At 39.5% G+C, this 16,586-nt stretch carries 17 protein-coding genes; all 17 read left to right on the forward strand.

From position 1 onward, the window contains the following. Positions 1 to 324 precede the first annotated feature (324 nt). Complete coding sequence (locus AC6BKE_RS12785; protein ID WP_058843922.1) at positions 325 to 1,122, forward strand: TIGR00282 family metallophosphoesterase; 798 nt, start codon at positions 325 to 327, stop codon at positions 1,120 to 1,122. Between the two features lie 178 nt (positions 1,123 to 1,300). Continuing rightward, on the forward strand, positions 1,301 to 1,567 hold the full coding sequence (locus AC6BKE_RS12790; RefSeq protein WP_004224903.1) for a stage V sporulation protein S: 267 nt from the start codon (positions 1,301 to 1,303) through the stop codon (positions 1,565 to 1,567). Between the two features lie 262 nt (positions 1,568 to 1,829). Then, positions 1,830 to 3,569, forward strand: coding sequence for a 2-oxoacid:acceptor oxidoreductase subunit alpha (locus AC6BKE_RS12795; RefSeq protein ID WP_036121251.1), 1,740 nt, complete (start codon positions 1,830 to 1,832; stop codon positions 3,567 to 3,569). Next, a complete protein-coding gene (locus tag AC6BKE_RS12800; protein WP_058843921.1) occupies positions 3,569 to 4,435 on the forward strand; it encodes a 2-oxoacid:ferredoxin oxidoreductase subunit beta in 867 nt (288 codons plus the stop codon). Before AC6BKE_RS12795 ends, AC6BKE_RS12800 begins: the two co-directional genes overlap by 1 nt. A gap of 217 nt (positions 4,436 to 4,652) precedes the next feature. Continuing rightward, positions 4,653 to 5,360, forward strand: a complete 708-nt coding sequence (locus AC6BKE_RS12805; protein WP_499858307.1) for a lantibiotic protection ABC transporter ATP-binding protein — start codon at positions 4,653 to 4,655, stop codon at positions 5,358 to 5,360. Between the two features lies 1 nt (position 5,361). Then, positions 5,362 to 6,090, forward strand: a complete 729-nt coding sequence (locus AC6BKE_RS12810; RefSeq protein WP_330493467.1) for a lantibiotic immunity ABC transporter MutE/EpiE family permease subunit — start codon at positions 5,362 to 5,364, stop codon at positions 6,088 to 6,090. A 3-nt stretch (positions 6,091 to 6,093) separates the two neighbouring features. After that, positions 6,094 to 6,849 (forward strand): lantibiotic immunity ABC transporter MutG family permease subunit, encoded by a 756-nt coding sequence (locus AC6BKE_RS12815; RefSeq protein ID WP_499856886.1) that lies wholly within the window; start codon positions 6,094 to 6,096, stop codon positions 6,847 to 6,849. 10 nt (positions 6,850 to 6,859) lie between these two features. Then, the gene (locus AC6BKE_RS12820) at positions 6,860 to 7,519 is read left to right on the forward strand and encodes a response regulator transcription factor (protein WP_058843918.1); all 660 of its coding nucleotides are present in this window, start codon (positions 6,860 to 6,862) and stop codon (positions 7,517 to 7,519) included. Then, positions 7,510 to 8,883 (forward strand): sensor histidine kinase, encoded by a 1,374-nt coding sequence (locus tag AC6BKE_RS12825; protein WP_499856887.1) that lies wholly within the window; start codon positions 7,510 to 7,512, stop codon positions 8,881 to 8,883. The genes AC6BKE_RS12820 and AC6BKE_RS12825 overlap by 10 nt, the downstream gene beginning before the upstream one ends. Positions 8,884 to 9,082: 199 nt before the next feature. After that, the gene (locus tag AC6BKE_RS12830; RefSeq protein WP_230593789.1) at positions 9,083 to 9,460 is read left to right on the forward strand and encodes a 2-oxoglutarate ferredoxin oxidoreductase subunit beta; all 378 of its coding nucleotides are present in this window, start codon (positions 9,083 to 9,085) and stop codon (positions 9,458 to 9,460) included. 241 nt (positions 9,461 to 9,701) lie between these two features. Further along, positions 9,702 to 10,790: an ABC transporter substrate-binding protein gene (locus tag AC6BKE_RS12835; protein WP_499856888.1), complete on the forward strand. Its 1,089-nt coding sequence runs from the start codon at positions 9,702 to 9,704 to the stop codon at positions 10,788 to 10,790. Further along, entirely contained in the window at positions 10,780 to 11,616 is an 837-nt protein-coding gene (locus tag AC6BKE_RS12840) for an alkaline phosphatase family protein (RefSeq protein WP_036121228.1), read from the forward strand. Before AC6BKE_RS12835 ends, AC6BKE_RS12840 begins: the two co-directional genes overlap by 11 nt. Before the next feature lie 72 nt (positions 11,617 to 11,688). Then, entirely contained in the window at positions 11,689 to 12,534 is an 846-nt protein-coding gene (locus AC6BKE_RS12845) for an ABC transporter permease (protein WP_170829782.1), read from the forward strand. After that, positions 12,531 to 13,316, forward strand: a complete 786-nt coding sequence (locus AC6BKE_RS12850) for an ABC transporter permease (RefSeq protein WP_141903508.1) — start codon at positions 12,531 to 12,533, stop codon at positions 13,314 to 13,316. The genes AC6BKE_RS12845 and AC6BKE_RS12850 overlap by 4 nt, the downstream gene beginning before the upstream one ends. Continuing rightward, a complete protein-coding gene (locus AC6BKE_RS12855; protein WP_036121224.1) occupies positions 13,313 to 14,314 on the forward strand; it encodes an ABC transporter ATP-binding protein in 1,002 nt (333 codons plus the stop codon). Before AC6BKE_RS12850 ends, AC6BKE_RS12855 begins: the two co-directional genes overlap by 4 nt. After that, a complete protein-coding gene (locus AC6BKE_RS12860) occupies positions 14,311 to 15,093 on the forward strand; it encodes a DeoR/GlpR family DNA-binding transcription regulator (RefSeq protein ID WP_036121221.1) in 783 nt (260 codons plus the stop codon). The genes AC6BKE_RS12855 and AC6BKE_RS12860 overlap by 4 nt, the downstream gene beginning before the upstream one ends. Then, positions 15,093 to 16,106: a histidinol phosphate phosphatase domain-containing protein gene (locus AC6BKE_RS12865; protein WP_036121217.1), complete on the forward strand. Its 1,014-nt coding sequence runs from the start codon at positions 15,093 to 15,095 to the stop codon at positions 16,104 to 16,106. The genes AC6BKE_RS12860 and AC6BKE_RS12865 overlap by 1 nt, the downstream gene beginning before the upstream one ends. Positions 16,107 to 16,586 lie beyond the last annotated feature (480 nt).

Here is a 16,586-nt window from a genome sequence, read left to right on the forward strand (position 1 = left end):
TGACCAATATCATGTTGCTCCAAGGATACTGGCGGAGGTTATTGATATTGAAGAAAGCCTGCACGATGCAGGTCAGTTAATTGTTGTCACAGGTCGTGACGGTCTTAGGTTAACTTCTACTTGTTAGCTCGAAAAAATCTGGAAGCATTGTTTATCTGCGCAAAAGCGAAGTATCAGCGGCAATTACGCGGAGGCGTAATTGATATTTTATTTTGCGTAATCCTCCTCCTAGCGTTACAATTAGTGATGGTATTCAGGTGCGAAGTTAAAGTCTCTGAAGCATAATGATATAGAGGCGTAATGGAAAGAAAGAGTGGTTAAAAAATGAAGGTTTTATTTATTGGCGATATTGTAGGTTCAATTGGTCGAGATGCGGTGGAAAAATATTTACCTCGCTTAAAAAAGAAATATAATCCAGACGTTGTCATTGCCAATGGTGAAAATGCTGCGGCAGGACGTGGCATTACTCATAATATTTATAATAGCCTGCTACAAATAGGTGTAGATGTAATTACAATGGGTAATCACACATGGGACAATAAAGATATTTTCGATTTTATCGATGATGCGGATTATTTAATTCGTCCTGCTAACTTTTCAAGTGAGGCACCTGGTAAAGGTATGGTGCAAATTTCTAAAAACGGTGTGACATTATCTGTCATTAATTTACATGGTCGTGTATTTTTACCTCCTCATGAGGACCCATTCGCAATGGCAGATAAGCTAATTGAGGAAGCCCGTCAAACGTCACCACTTGTTTTCGTAGATTTTCATGCGGAAGCGACTAGTGAAAAGATTGCCCTTGGCTGGCATTTAGATGGCAAGGCTTCTGCGGTTGTGGGGACACATACACATGTACAAACGGCCGATGCAAGAATTTACCCGAACGGCACAGCCTATATTACGGATGTAGGTATGACAGGTCCATATGATGAGGTTTTAGGCATGACGAAGGATAGTGTCATTTATAAATTCCAAACAAATATGCCATCCCGTTTTGAAGTACCAAAAAAAGGACGAGAGGTTTTAAGTGGTTTCTTTGTAGAGATGGATGATCGAACAGGGAAAGCTACTGCCTGTGAACGCATTTATATAAATGAAGATTATCCGTTTCAAGGATAAATAAGTCGAAGTATGTTGGTTTACGACTCTTTTGCTGTGGATACAGGTTTATTTGTGAAACTAGTCTATTTCCGTTTTGCGGAGCATAAAATGTGCTACGGACAATAACTTGAGGTCCAAAAAGGGGGACATGAGTTGTTGAGCGTAAACACTATTCGCGAAACGGGGAGGAATAATTGTGGATTCATTAAAAGTATCATCACGCTCTAATCCAAATTCAGTTGCAGGTGCATTAGTCGCGGTAATCAGAGAAAAAGGGCAGGCAGAAATGCAAGCAGTTGGGGCAGGTGCACTTAACCAAGCCGTAAAAGCAGTGGCCATTGCACGCGGATTTGTAGCGCCAAGTGGCACAGATTTAATTTGCGCACCGGCGTTTGCCGATATTTTAATTGCTGGTGAAGAACGTACAGCCTTGAAGCTGCTCGTGGAAAAACGTATTCGATAAAAAAGTAATGAACTAAAATGCCTTGTCACATAATAACGTGGCAAGGCATTTTTTCGTTTTCCTGTTTACATATGATACATGTCACTTGAAATAAGGGTGTGGTTTTGCTTGGATTTGAAAATTACAACTTTATGAACAGGATTTTCAGTCAAAGGTCTGATTTTCGCCTAAATCGTTGAGAAACAATAGTGCAGAAGGTTTCTTCGTGTTAAACTTATGAAGGAAAAATAATAGTACACATTGGATTTAAGGAGTTGTTGACATGTTACATCAGCTTTCATGGAAAGTCGGTGGGCAACAGGGTGAAGGGATTGAGAGTACAGGTGAGATTTTCTCAATGGCAATGAATCGTCTAGGCTATTTCCTATACGGTTATCGTCACTTCTCTTCTCGAATTAAAGGTGGCCATACGAATAATAAAATTACAGTTCGTCCAACAGAAGTGCGTGCGATTGCGGATGATTTAGATATTTTAGTGGCATTCGATCAGGAAACAATCGATGTCAATTATAAAGAGCTCACAGAAAACGGTGTTATTTTAGCGGATGCAAAATTTGACCCAGTCAAACCAGAAGATTCAAAGGCACCATTATTTGCTGTTCCATTTACAGAAATAGCAGCAGAGCTTGGTACATCGTTAATGAAAAACATGGTAGCCATCGGAGCAACAGCGTCATTGCTTAACCTAGAGGATGCAGTGTTCCAAAATGTTGTCGATGATATTTTTGGGAAAAAGGGCGAAGAGGTCGTTCAAAAAAATATGGAAGCTATTACACGTGGTCGTCAAATTATGAATGAGCTTTTGGGTGAACGTGTAGGCCAATGGGAGCTTGCACCTGCAGATGGCAAACGTCGTATGTTTATGATTGGTAACGATGCAGTGGCACTTGGTGCATTAGCTGCTGGGACACGCTTTATGGCAGCATACCCAATTACGCCAGCTTCTGAAATTATGGAATACTTAATTAAGAAGCTACCAAAATTCGGTGGGACAGTTATCCAAACGGAGGATGAGATTGCTGCGGCAACAATGGCAATCGGAGCTAACTTTGGTGGTGTACGTTCCTTTACTGCTTCAGCAGGCCCTGGTCTTTCATTGATGATGGAGGCAATTGGTCTTTCAGGTATGACAGAGCAACCATTAGTAGTAGTAGACACGCAACGTGGAGGCCCTTCAACTGGACTACCAACAAAGCAAGAACAATCGGACTTAATGGCTATGCTTTACGGAACACATGGAGAAATCCCTAAAGTAGTCATTGCGCCTTCAACAATGGAGGAAGCATTTTTTGATACAATCCAAGCATTTAATATTGCAGAGGAATTGCAATTACCAGTTATTTTAATGACAGATTTACAATTGTCTCTAGGAAAACAATCGGTAGAACCGTTTGATTACGATAAAATTGAAATCCGTCGAGGTAAAATTGTGATTGATGACCTTGATGAAGCTGTCGATAAAGCCTACTTCAAACGCTATGAAGATACTGAAGATGGGATTTCACCTCGTGTTTTACCAGGTACATTGCACGGTATTCACCACGTTACAGGTGTTGAACATGATGAAACGGGGAAGCCATCTGAGGCAACGGGCAATCGTCAAACACAAATGGATAAACGCTTCCGTAAATTAGAGAGTTTGAAATTTGATAACCCTGTCTTTGTCAATGCACCACATGAGGAAGCGGATATCTTATTAGTAGGCTTTAACTCAACAAGAGGAGCTATCGAGGAAGTGCAAGAACGACTTAATGCGCAAGGAATGAAAGTGAATCATGCGCATATTCGTTTAATTCACCCATTCCCATCTGCGGAAATGGCACCTCTTGTAGCACAAGCGAAAAAAGTGATCGTTGTAGAAAATAACTATACGGGTCAATTGGCTAATATTATGAAGATGAATATTGGTGGTCACGATAAAATCGCGACAATCACTAAATATAATGGTACGCCATTCTTGCCAGGTGAATTAGAAAATCGTGTGAAGGAGTTGACTCGCTAATGGCAACATTTAAGGATTTTCGTAATACAGTGAAACCAAATTGGTGCCCAGGTTGTGGAGACTTCTCTGTACAAGCAGCTATTCAACGTGCTGCAGCAAATGTCGGAATTGAGCCAAATGAACTTGCTGTGATTTCAGGAATTGGTTGTTCAGGACGTATTTCGGGCTATATTAATTCTTATGGATTCCATGGTATTCATGGTCGTGCACTACCGATTGCTCAAGGATTAAAAATGGCCAATCGTGATTTACATGTCATCGCTTCTGGTGGTGATGGTGATGGATTTGCTATCGGTATGGGGCATACAATTCATGCAATCCGTCGTAATATTGATATTACGTATATTGTAATGGATAACCAAATTTATGGTTTAACAAAAGGTCAAACATCGCCACGTTCTGCTGCTGGATTTATTACAAAATCTACACCAGGTGGAGCGATTGAACCATCGTTGAAACCATTAGAGGTAGCATTAACAAGCGGTGCAACATTTGTGGCACAAGGCTTCTCTACTGACATTAAAGAGTTAACAGCTTTAATCGAAGCTGGTATCAACCATAAAGGCTTCTCATTTATCAATGTCTTTTCACCTTGTGTAACGTATAACAAAGTGAACACATACGATTGGTTTAAAGAGAATTTAACAAAACTAGCGGATGTAGAAGGCTATGATCACAATGATCGTGGTATGGCAATGCGTACAGTGATGGAGCATGAGGGCTTAGTAACAGGTGTTATTTATCATGATACGGAAACAACATCGTATCAAGAAAAAGTACCTGGCTACTCAGAGCTACCATTAACAGATATCGATATTAAAATGAGCGAAAATGATTTCAATGATTTAGTAAAAGAATTTATGTAAAAATGATAGAATCAAAGCATTTGGAATGAGAGGACATTCCAAATGCTTTTTTTATATGCTTTAGTAAGGAATCGCGAGTAAAAGCCTAGCTACGGCGAGTATTTAGAGATGAATCGCGAGTAAAAGCACAGCCACCGCGAGTATTTGATATTGAATCCTTATAAAATCCTTATAATTGTTTTTTACACTAAGGTCATCGAAAGGATGATGACTAATGATGAAAGATTTAATATTGAAGACTGAAAATCTTAATAAGTCGTTTAAAGGGCAAAAAATTGTGGATAATGTATCGTTAGAAATCCAACGTAATACAGTCTACGGTTTACTTGGACCAAACGGAGCGGGGAAATCCACAACATTAAAAATGATGACAGGTATGTTACGACCAAATGCTGGAAATATCATTTTTAATGGACATACATGGACACGAAATGATTTACAGGACATCGGCGTGTTAATTGAAACACCTCCCCTGTATGACAATTTAACAGCAACGGAAAATTTACAAGTTCGCACGATAGCGTTAGGTCTACCGCAAAGTCGTATTGAAGAAGTATTAAAAATTGTAGATTTAACGAATACAGGAAAAAAACGGGCGGGGCAGTTTTCCTTAGGTATGAAGCAACGATTAGGTATAGCGATTGCGCTGCTAAACAAGCCAAAGCTGTTAATTTTAGATGAACCTACAAATGGACTGGATCCGATTGGTATACAGGAGCTTCGTCAGCTTATTCGCTCATTTCCAGAGCAAGGTATCACCGTTATTTTATCTAGTCATATTTTGTCTGAGGTGGAACAGGTCGTGGATGACATTGGCATTATTGCTGATGGCAAGCTTGGCTATCAGGGACCGGCACCACAAGGTCAGGAATTAGAATCACTGTTTATGCAGGTTGTAGCTACCAATAGAAAGGTAGGTTACTAGCATGATAGCCATAATGAAAGCGGAAAAATTAAAATGGAAACGAACATTTATTGCCAAACTACTTTGGCTTACGCCCCTTGTGACCTTACTGATAAGTGCCGTGCTGATGGGTGGCGTGTATTTTCAAACAGGTGCTTATAACTGGTGGTATACTATGCTACTGCCAGGTGCACTGACGATTTGCTGTGCCTTAGTGGTCGAAAAGGATAAAAAAATAAAATACCATAGTATTCTTGCTTTACCACTGGATCTTAAAAAGATTTGGCTAGGAAAAATAGTATCATTAAGCATATGGCTTCTTTTGATTACGATTATTTTCTTTGGGGGAATCACGGCTGGGGGCAGGCTATTCGGTCATAGTTTACCAATAGCGAGCAGTTTACTAAGTACTTTTGTTATTTTCCTGACGTTTTTGTGGCAAATACCTTTATGTCTTTTCCTAGCAGCTAAATTAGGCACCTATTTAACCATCTTACTCAATGTAGTAGCCAATATCTTAGGGATTGTTGCCTTTGCGGATGGGGAACTATGGTATTACTATCCATTTGCAATTGGTGCACGTTTATTATGTTCAACACTTGGCATATTACCAAACGGTCTACCAGTACCACAAGGCAGTCCTTTATTGGATAAAGGCGTTATACTTCCGGGCTTACTGATAGCACTAGCTTGGTTTATGATGATTAGCTTTCTTACTGCGAAGTGGTTCCAAAAAAGGGAGGCGAACTAGCGGATGGACATGTTACGATTATTGAGAGTGGAATGCCTTAAAACAAAACGAACACCTTTTTTGCTGACACATATACTTGTCCCCCTTGCTATTTCTGGGCTATTTCTAGCCTACTACTCCTATTCGCCATGGGATTTTCAAGGAAAAGTAACTGCCTATTTTCAGGGGGTAGCTTGTGGGCTACCGATTATTATAGGATTAGTATGTGCTATGGCATCTGAGCAAGAAGCAAACGCTGGTCGTTTCCAAGGCATGCTAGCTACAACAAACATAAAAATAAAGGCATACATGAGCAAGCTCATCTTATTATTATTGTTTAGCTTTGGAGCCATCTTTCTATCTATAGCTATTTTTAGTTTTGGCTTTAGAGAATTATTACATGAAGTAGATTTGAGCTATTCATTTTATAGTATGGCTGCTTGTATTCTATTCGGCAGTCATGTGATTTTCTATATGTTACATTTATTTGTAAGCCTCCAATTTGGTAAAGGCGCTTCGATTGGTTTAGGTATTGTAGAAGCGCTGTTGGTCGCCCTATTGCTTACAGGCTTAGGGGATCGTATTTGGCCCTTTTTACCTTATGGATGGAGCGGTCATTTTGTTTCATTATGGATTTTAACATCGATGGGAACCGATTTAACATTGCTCGAAACAAGTATCCAAACTGGCATAATGGCGTGCTTAGGGGGTATCCTATTGACTTTTGCGCTGTCTTGTTTATGGTTTTGGAGATGGGAAGGTAGAGCATCTGAAAATTAGAGGGTGAATTATGGCAAATATATTAGTAGTGGATGATGAAGTAGATATTTTAATGTTGATAAAAAATGCACTTTATAAAGATAATCACTTAGTAACCATTGTGTCCAAACCGACAGAAGTAGGAAAGATGGATTTAGGTTCCTTTGATTTAATTTTGCTTGATGTGATGATGCCTATTATGGATGGCTTTACATTATGTGGGCAAATTCGGCATGCTGTAGATTGTCCGATTCTTTTTCTTACAGCTAAATCCTTAGAAGAAGATGTGATGTATGGTTTAGGCTTAGGTGCAGATGATTATTTGATTAAACCATTTGGTATTGGAGAGCTACGGGCAAGGGTGAATGCGCATATCCGACGGGAAAGCAGAGAGAAGCGGAACATCCTTTATAGTGATAAAGTTCATTTTAATCTTTCTGGTAAAGAACTGTTTGTTCAGAATGAGCGCGTCCTGCTAACTAAAAGTGAGTATGAAATATGTGAATTTTTAGCACGGCATCGTGGGCAAGTTTTCTCAAAAGAACAGATATACGAATCAATTTTTGGATTTGATGGCAAAAGTGACAGTACAGCGATAACAGAACATGTCAAAAATATTCGGTCAAAGCTACATGCGTTTGACATAGATGTTATTGATACGGTTTGGGGGATCGGCTATAAATGGAGATGATAAAACCGAGGAAAGGAACACACCTTCATACATTTTTCCTGAGATATTTATTCTTTCTTTGCTTAAGTATCATTTTATTAGGGGCACTATTAATCGGTTTATTTATGTTTGCTTTTTCAGCTACTATTATTTTGCCAGCCAATTATGCTGAAACACAAATCACTTTAGCGAAAGACCGTATTGCTACAAGCAGTGCGGTCACAGATGATATGATTCCTGATCTTGTAGACTACGCAGTGATTTCTAATAAGGGGGAATTTCTTTCTGGTACTTTAACAGAAAAAGAGGCTTCCCATGCATGGCGTTTAAAGCAAAAGGGAGAGACGAAAAGTAATGTTCGATTTTATGCATTTGTTGAGCGAGAACAGGAAGTGTGTATTTTACGCTATGGTTTAGTCCCTGAGTATCGCTCACCTGTTATGAGAAAATATTTACCTAATCCCCAATTAACGGCTTTACTATTGTTTATTATAGGCGTTATCGTACAGGCAACGGTACTTGCTGTGCATTTCGGCAGAAGACTTAAACGAAAAATGTTGGGCCTACAAGAAGCCATTGAAAAAATCCAACATCAAAATTTAGATTTTCATATAAAACCATCTGGGATTCGAGAAATTGATGATATTGCACTCTCCTTTGAGCAGATGAAGGAGGCATTAAATACTTCATTGACACAACAATGGCAGGCAGAAAGAGCACGCAGAGAACAAATTTCTGCACTTGCTCATGATTTGAAAACACCTCTTACGATTATTAGAGGAAATGCGGAACTTTTATTGGATACTGTTCAAGATGAAGTACAAAAAGAATACAACACTTATATATTAAAAAATACGCTAGAAATTGAAAAATTCACAAAGCAATTAATGGATATATCCAATATGGAGCAAAGTGTTGGTGGTGTAAAAACAACTGTAGAGCTGGCTTCATTTATACAACAGCTAGAACAGCAAATGAAGGCGCTTGCTTTAGAAAAAAATCTTGAAGTTAGTGTAGAAAAGGATAAACTGCCTGATGCCTTTATGATAGAGGAGGAGCTTTTTTATCGAGCTTTATTAAATTTGATTGTTAATGCTATAGAGCACACGCCACATAATAGCAAAGTCACTTTATCTGTTCAGGGAGAGGCCGATATTATTCATTTTACTGTGATGGATAGTGGGGCTGGTTTTTCATCGCAAGATTTAAAGAGAGCCACAAAGCAATTTTATCAGGGAGATCCAAGTAGAAATGCAGCAGACCATCATGGCATGGGGCTTTATATTGCCGAGTCCATCATTCAAAAACATGGTGGAACACTAACGTTGGCTAATGATTCAATAACGGGAGGAGGAAAAGTGATAATCACTATTGCGACGTCTTAATTATAAGATGTCTTTTTTTATTGTTAGCGATCAATCGCGAGTAAAAGTACTGCTACCGTGAGTAAAGACACTGCAATCACGAGTATTCAATGTACAATCGTGAGTAAAAATACAATTAAAGGTTTCATGTAAAAATTGTAGGGGGCGGTGCGGGCAATGTTCTTTTAAAAAATGCTACAATAAAAGAAAAAAAGAGGCGATGCACGTGAATAACGTCATTGATTTTATTGCAAAGAAAAAGGAACGTGAAGATCGAAAGCGTGCTCAGGATTTAGAGCGTTATGTAGCTACACAGTGTAATTTTCAGCAACCTGAAAATATTGATGCTCTTGTAGATGACAAACTGATTGAAGTGAAGGATCATACGTTGTTTCTGGGCTTTCTATCTATTTTAAAAGATGAGCAAATCGAGCCGCTCACGATTTTTCAAGATGTCTTTACGTTAGAACCTTCTCGTTTTGAGATGTCCTACAATATGAGATGGTGGTCAGTTGTGCAACTGGCGTTTACATTTTTAACAATTCTAAAGGAAAATGAGCCGCATACATATGCAGATTTTTTAGGTCTCTCCAAATAATCTAGGTATGTGTACGTCTGGTAAAGCCAACGTACACATACAAAACTAGATTTCTTCTTCATCTCCTCCATTCAGCTTTACAATGTTCCTTCACTTATTAAGTATTTTCATAGATATTTATAATTTCTCAATAATTTTTACTAAATATTTTTAAGACCTCCATACTTGCTTAATGTTTGTTTTATACCATTAGGGTTGTAAGCAAATAAAAATAAACCAAAACAAATGGAGGGTCCAACACATGGCAATTCAAAAATTGTGGAAAAAAGGTCTAATCGGTGCATTAGCCATTTCCATGTTGGCAGCTTGTTCTGACAGTTCATCTAGTGCAAATGAGGTAAACAAGGATTTATCGCTTGAAGAAATTACAGAAAAAGCAAAGGAAGAGGGCATTGTTAACTCTGTTGGTATGCCAGATACATGGGCGAACTGGGTGGAAACTTGGGAAGAGCTAGGAACCGAATATAGCATCAAACACAAGGATACGGATATGTCGAGTGCTGAGGAATTAGCGAAGTTTGAAGCAGAGAAAGATGATGCGACAGCCGATATTGGGGATGTTGGAATTGCTTTTGGACCAATCGCCAAGGACAAGGGCTTAACATTACCATATAAAACTTCCTACTGGGATGAAATACCGGATTGGGCAAAAGACGATGAAGGGAACTGGATTGTTGGCTATACTGGAACAATTTCATTTTTAACAGATACAAATAATGTAAAGAATGCCCCGACCTCATGGGAGGATCTGAAAAATGGGGATTATACAGTCAGTATTGGAGATGCATTAACAGCTAACCAAGCGCAGTTTGCTATTTTAGCAGCAGCTATGGCCTTTGGTGGAGATGAATCAAACATCCAGCCAGGCGTTGATTTCTTTGCTGAATTAGCGAAACAAGGTCGTTTACAGGGGGATCCATCAGTAGCGAACTTAGAAAAAGGTGAAATCGATGTAGCGATTTTATGGGATTTTAATGCATTAGGCTATCGTCACCAAATCGATGAGGAGCGCTTCGATGTAGTGATACCAAAGGAAGGATCTGTTACTTCTGGTTATGCAACAATTATTAATAAATATGCCAAAAACCCTCATGCTGCCATGCTAGCACGTGAATACATTCTATCTGACGCTGGTCAAGAAAATTTAGCAAAAGGCTATGCGCGTCCGATTCGAGACAACGTAGAACTTCCACAAGATGTAATGGATTTATTATTACCAGCAGATATGTATACGAATGCACAGCCAGTAAAAGATCAAAAGAAATGGGAAGAAACAACAAAGCAAATCCCTCAACTCTATCAAGAGCAGGTGTTAATCCATGCAAAATAACAAAGTGGTTCTTATTGTCATCGATGCATTGCGCTTTGATACAGCCTGTACACATATGGGATTCTTGCACCATTTAGTGGAGCGTCAGGTGGCTGCTCGCTATAAGATTTGCGCAGAGGTGCCATCATTATCAAGGCCATTATATGAGACGATTTTAACGGGGACACCCCCCATTGTTCATGGCGTTACTAGCAATATGACGGTACGCTTATCGACGCAGAAAAGTGTCTTTCATGTCGCGAAGGAGCATGGTTTATCCACGGCAGCCTCCGCCTATTATTGGGTGAGTGAGCTTTATAATAGAGCACCATTTAACTATATGGAGGACAGGCTACAGCTTGATACGCAATTACCGATTGACAATGGCTTGTTCTATTTTGAGGATCATTATCCAGATAGTCATGTATTTGCTGATGCAGCTTGGTTAATGGATCAAAAGCAGCCTGATTTCCTTTATATTCATCCTATGAATGTTGATGATGATGGTCACAAATTTACGGCGGATTCTGCACAATACCGCAATCGTGTGTTAGCGATGGATGCTCTGCTCTCATTATTTATTCCAAAGTGTATGGCACAGGGCTATGAGGTAATTGTGACGGCTGACCATGGTATGACAAGTGATGGTAATCATGGTGGAACAACGCATGAGGATCGTCATGTCCCACTGTTTGTCATTTCGGATTCCGTCAAGGCTGGTATAAAAGAAGAGATTATTTCGCAATTACAAATTGCACCACTGTGCTGTCATTTATTAAATATGGAGCCTGCGGATGATATGGAGCCCCTTTTGCTAGAAGGTGTGTATACAGCAAAAGAGGTGTAACTAATAGTAGTCGCTCCTTTTAGGTTGGAGCGACTACTATCCTTCTTGAGCCGCAAGTAATTATAGAAAGAAGTGGTTGTGTTGATATCGAAGCGGCAGTCCATTGCCTGGCTTTCGCCTTTTCTTGTACTACTCTTATTATTTTTCCTAGTGCCTTTACTGTATATGCTTATTACGAGCTTTCAAAATAGTGAGGGCTTTACATTAACGCAATACGAGTCCATTTTTACGAACGACTATATATTGCAAGGCTTTAAAAATAGTATTACATTGTCTGTTGTATCGGCTGTTATTGCATTAGTAGTCACATTGTTCGCTGTTTATGCCATGATGAAGTTGACTGAGCCAGTACGGGAGAAAATTTTAATACTAACGAACTTAACATCCAATTTTTCAGGTATACCGCTAGCATTTGCTTTTATCGTTTTACTTGGTAATAGTGGTCTATTTACATTGTTATTTGAAAAATGGGACATTGATGCTTTGACATCCTTTTCTCTTTATAGCTGGGGTGGTTTATTACTTATTTATATTTACTTCCAGCTGCCATTATCGCTAATGTTGTTATATCCCATTTATGATGGGATTCAGCAACAGTGGAAGGAGGCAGCAGCTTTATTAGGAGCGTCTAGTTGGCAATTTTGGCTGAAGATTGGTTTACCAGTTATGTTACCTGGGATTGTAGGAACGTTTAGTGTGTTATTTGCTAATGCAATGGGAGCGTATGCCTCTGCCTATGCTCTAACAAGCAGTAATTATAATTTAGTGGCCATTCGTATAGGTTCCTTAATAAAAGGTGATATTTTTGCTCAGCCAGAGCTAGCTAGTGCCATTGCTGTTATATTAGCAGTGACAATGGTGACAGCCATGCTAATTAGTGAGTGGAGTATCTCTAAAACAAGGAGGAAAGTAAAATGAAAAAGCGAGGCTTGGCTGATTTCTTTTTCCTCTTGTTAGTGGGGTATTTACTATTGCCAGTATTGGCAACGACGCTTTATGCATTTGCATCGAAATGGAATAAAACAATATTACCAGAAGGACTTACATTAAAATGGCTTGCCACATTGTTTCAGGATACCGATTTTATCCAGGCATTTGGCCGTTCTGTGTTATTAGCAAGTGGTGCGGTTAGTATTGCACTCCTTGTCATTGTGCCAGCCATTTTCGTTATTGTTTTGTATTTTCCTACATACGAAAAATGGATACAGATAGCAGTGGTCATGGTCTATTCTTTCCCTGGAATCATTTTAGCTGTAGGGCTCATTCGAGTGTATAGCCAAATAGGTATACCAATGATATTCGTTGTTCTAGGAGCCTATGTGGTGGGGATTCTTCCTTATATCTATCAAGGAACAAGAAATAGTTTAAGAAATATAGATGCAAGGCAGCTACTTGATGCGGCCCAATTGCTTGGTGCATCAAAAAGGCAGGCTTTCACAAAAATTTTACTGCCTACCGTTTATCCAGGCTTATTTGCAGGTGCTTTGTTATCATTCTCCGTCTTATTTGGTGAATTTGTTTTGATTAACCTTGTGGTTGGTTCTCGCTTTGAAACAGTTCAAATTTACTTAATGAAAAAGCTTAGCACAAGTGGACATATTGCAAGTGCAGTTGTTTTTATCTATATCGTGCTAATGGGTCTATTAACATTTGTCATTGCCATTGTAACAAAACGATCGAAAGGTGCTACAAATCTATGAGTTATCTTATTATTGAAGGGCTTCATAAAAAATATGGACAAGCAACGGTTTTAAGCAATATTCAGATGAATATCCAAAAGGGTGAATTTATTACATTGTTAGGTCCTAGCGGCTGTGGCAAGAGCACCATTTTGCGCATTGTGGCAGGCTTAACAGATGCATCGTCTGGTAAAATTACAATTGAAGGAAAAGATATGAGTGGCGTACAGCCAAAGGATCGTCAAGTGGGCATGGTCTTTCAATCCTATGCACTCTTTCCTAATATGACTGTGCAAGAAAATGTTGCCTTTGGTTTGCGCATGCAAAAAGTCAATGCGGCAGACATCGAGCAGCGTGTTCAAGAAATGCTAGCCCTCGTTCATCTAAGTGAGAAAGCCAATGCTTACCCGAACGAATTATCGGGGGGGCAACAGCAGCGTGTTGCTCTGGCACGTGCGTTAATCGTCCGTCCTAAAGTGCTGCTATTAGATGAACCCCTTAGTGCACTCGATGCTCAAATTCGCAAGAAGCTACAAGCAGATTTACGAGCTATTCAACGTAAGCTCAATATGACAATGATTTTGGTAACGCACGATCAGGAAGAGGCTATGGCCGTTTCAGACAGAATATTTGTCATGAATAATGGGAGCATTGCTCAAAACGGTACACCAACAGAGATTTATACAAGACCGAATAATGAATTTATTGCAAACTTTATTGGGCATTATAATGTCTTTACACGCGAGACTTTAGAAAACATGCTTGGAGAATCTTTAGTCGAGCAAGCCTCTAAATTTGCCATTCGACCAGAAGCACTGCATCTCAATCAACGAGAAGGAGATATGTGTCTAGTAGGAATCGCTAAACAATCATTAATGAGTGGCAATATTATTCGTACTACATTTGATGGTGAAACGGTGTTTACAATGGAACAACTACATCAACAAGGCTATTCGATTGAAATGGGCAAACCCTATAACTGTTATGTCGCAAAAGAAGATGTGATTGCACTATCATGACGTACGCCAAACTTGAAAGATTTGATTTTATATTAAAGCAATTAGAGAGAGACGGGAAAATCATTGTTGCCAATATTGCCGATGCCCTTCAGGTAGCACCAGAAACAATTCGCCGAGATTTTGATGAATTAGAGCAGCAGCATTTATTATCGAGAGTCCATGGTGGGGCTATTAAATATACGAACGTGCGCAACGAGCCTGTATTTTTACGCAAGCTGCAAATGCAAAAAGAGGCAAAGCGCCAAATTGCTCGTATGGCAGCAAAACGTATTTGTGATGGTGATACCATTGCAATTGATACAGGTACGACAACGGTCCATATGGCCGATTTTTTACTAGCGGTTGATGATATAACGGTTGTAACGAACTCGATTGCAGCAGCAATACAATTTAATTTAGCCATAGAAGAACGACGTATGACAGGCAAGGTCATATTACTAGGAGGCACTGCGAATCCAAAACAATCTTCAGTTGCAGGTGCTATGACTTTAGAGATGCTTGATAATATGAATTTTGATAAGACATTTTTATCGTGCGGTGGCATTAGTGAGGGCATTGTTTATGATTACGATTTGGATGAATCCCTTATTTCTAAGAAGATGCTCAAGCATAGTAAAGTGAGTTATTTATTAGCCGATGCAACCAAAATAAATGGCAAATCATTTTTTCAAATTTGTCATCTTGATGAATGTACAGAAATTCTTTGTGAAAGTACTTGTCCATTAGAATGGCAAGCCTATGAGGAAAAATGGACGGTATGTAATGGAGGGAAAAGCTGATGACAATTGATTATCATGTACATTTAGAAGAGGGACCTTATTCATTTCGCTGGCTAGAGCGTACATCACAGGCACTGGAGTTTTTCCAGCATGAGGATGAGGCGAAAAAAGGCTCCAAGCAACAAATGTCCTGTCAAGTACAGCGGTTAGTACAGCGAGTGCAAAAGGGGTGTTATAGTGAGGAATGGTTGGATTTATATCTCGAACAGGCCAAGCAGCTTGGCTTGCGTGAGGTAGGCATTGTTGATCATTTATATCGTTTTCAAGAAACGCGTGCCTATTTCGAACGCTTTATGAGGTTGGATGATAGTGAGATTGGTCAAGTACAGCGCTATTGGCTAGATCGCGTGATGACAGAGAACATAGATGCCTTTGTGTCGACCATTCAGCAGGCGAAGGAAAAATGGCGTCAACATGGCATTACTTTGAGACTGGGTATAGAGGCAGATTATTTTATTGGCGGGGAAGAGCAATTAGCTGCTTTATTAGCTGGTTATCCTTGGGATTATGTGATTGGTTCTGTCCATTTTGTTGACGGCTGGGGCTTTGATAATCCTCAAACACAACATCTTTTTGAGCAAATGGATCAGTCTGCTTTACAACAAAGTTATGAGCAATTTTTTAAGGTTGTCGAGCAAATGATTCATTCCAATATGTTTGATTTTGTTGCACATTTAGATAATTTTAAAGTATTTAATTATCAGGTGGAGAATCATGCTTTTCTTGATGCCTGGTATAAACGGATTGCCCAGGCCCTAACGACAACTCAAACTGCCACTGAAATCAATGCTGGGCTGTATTATCGTTACCCTGTAAAGGAAATGTGCCCAGGCCCTCGTTTTTTACAAACCTTACTTGACCATGGAGTGGCTTTTACTATATCCTCTGATGCGCATTTCCCTGATGATCTAGGTAAATATACAAGTGCTAATACCGAGCTACTAAAAAATCACGGTGTTCAAGCTATTGTTGCTTTTGAGCAGCGAGTCAAAAAAATGATAGCATTAACGTGATGGAAAAAAGGTGATGTCAACAGCAGAAACAGCCATTTTGAAAGGCGAGGGGTTGATTTCCGTTCTGCCAGCGTCCTTTCCAGGGGGCGTCCGACGAGCTGCTTCACTCACTCCGTTCGCTCCAATGTCTCAACTGTGACGCTAATCCCCTAGGAGTGACGTTGGCTCCGCTCCAATCAACCATTCTGCAAAAGTGTCTTTTCCTGAACAAAATAGCCCATTATTTATATTATAAGAGAGGAGATAGCCTCTTATTTTCAATGTGGAGAAGTGATGTGTGACAACATCCTCCACTTGAACCTTTGCAAAAAAAGTTAACATTTTTATGGAGTGGAAGGCTACTTGACTCCCGTGGGATAGCGAGACAGGCGAGCCGACAGGAAAGTAAGTAATCTGCAACGGAAATCCATTTTCACCTTTCACAAAAATTCTATGGATAGTTTTGTTTTTCAACACTATGAAAAGGCACTAAAGTTACAT

The organism is Lysinibacillus sp. COL-1 (assembly GCF_059814265.1).

What these genes read in the sequence shown, in the direction of transcription:
- AC6BKE_RS12785 (WP_058843922.1), top strand. Translation starts at nt 325, where the DNA reads ATGAAGGTTTTATTTATTGGCGATATTGTAGGTTCAATTGGTCGAGAT.
- AC6BKE_RS12795 (WP_036121251.1), top strand. Translation starts at nt 1,830, where the DNA reads ATGTTACATCAGCTTTCATGGAAAGTCGGTGGGCAACAGGGTGAAGGG.
- AC6BKE_RS12800 (WP_058843921.1), top strand. Translation starts at nt 3,569, where the DNA reads ATGGCAACATTTAAGGATTTTCGTAATACAGTGAAACCAAATTGGTGC.
- AC6BKE_RS12805 (WP_499858307.1), top strand. Translation starts at nt 4,653, where the DNA reads ATGAAAGATTTAATATTGAAGACTGAAAATCTTAATAAGTCGTTTAAA.
- AC6BKE_RS12810 (WP_330493467.1), top strand. Translation starts at nt 5,362, where the DNA reads ATGATAGCCATAATGAAAGCGGAAAAATTAAAATGGAAACGAACATTT.
- AC6BKE_RS12815 (WP_499856886.1), top strand. Translation starts at nt 6,094, where the DNA reads ATGGACATGTTACGATTATTGAGAGTGGAATGCCTTAAAACAAAACGA.
- AC6BKE_RS12820 (WP_058843918.1), top strand. Translation starts at nt 6,860, where the DNA reads ATGGCAAATATATTAGTAGTGGATGATGAAGTAGATATTTTAATGTTG.
- AC6BKE_RS12825 (WP_499856887.1), top strand. Translation starts at nt 7,510, where the DNA reads ATGGAGATGATAAAACCGAGGAAAGGAACACACCTTCATACATTTTTC.
- AC6BKE_RS12830 (WP_230593789.1), top strand. Translation starts at nt 9,083, where the DNA reads ATGCACGTGAATAACGTCATTGATTTTATTGCAAAGAAAAAGGAACGT.
- AC6BKE_RS12835 (WP_499856888.1), top strand. Translation starts at nt 9,702, where the DNA reads ATGGCAATTCAAAAATTGTGGAAAAAAGGTCTAATCGGTGCATTAGCC.
- AC6BKE_RS12840 (WP_036121228.1), top strand. Translation starts at nt 10,780, where the DNA reads ATGCAAAATAACAAAGTGGTTCTTATTGTCATCGATGCATTGCGCTTT.
- AC6BKE_RS12850 (WP_141903508.1), top strand. Translation starts at nt 12,531, where the DNA reads ATGAAAAAGCGAGGCTTGGCTGATTTCTTTTTCCTCTTGTTAGTGGGG.
- AC6BKE_RS12855 (WP_036121224.1), top strand. Translation starts at nt 13,313, where the DNA reads ATGAGTTATCTTATTATTGAAGGGCTTCATAAAAAATATGGACAAGCA.
- AC6BKE_RS12860 (WP_036121221.1), top strand. Translation starts at nt 14,311, where the DNA reads ATGACGTACGCCAAACTTGAAAGATTTGATTTTATATTAAAGCAATTA.
- AC6BKE_RS12865 (WP_036121217.1), top strand. Translation starts at nt 15,093, where the DNA reads ATGACAATTGATTATCATGTACATTTAGAAGAGGGACCTTATTCATTT.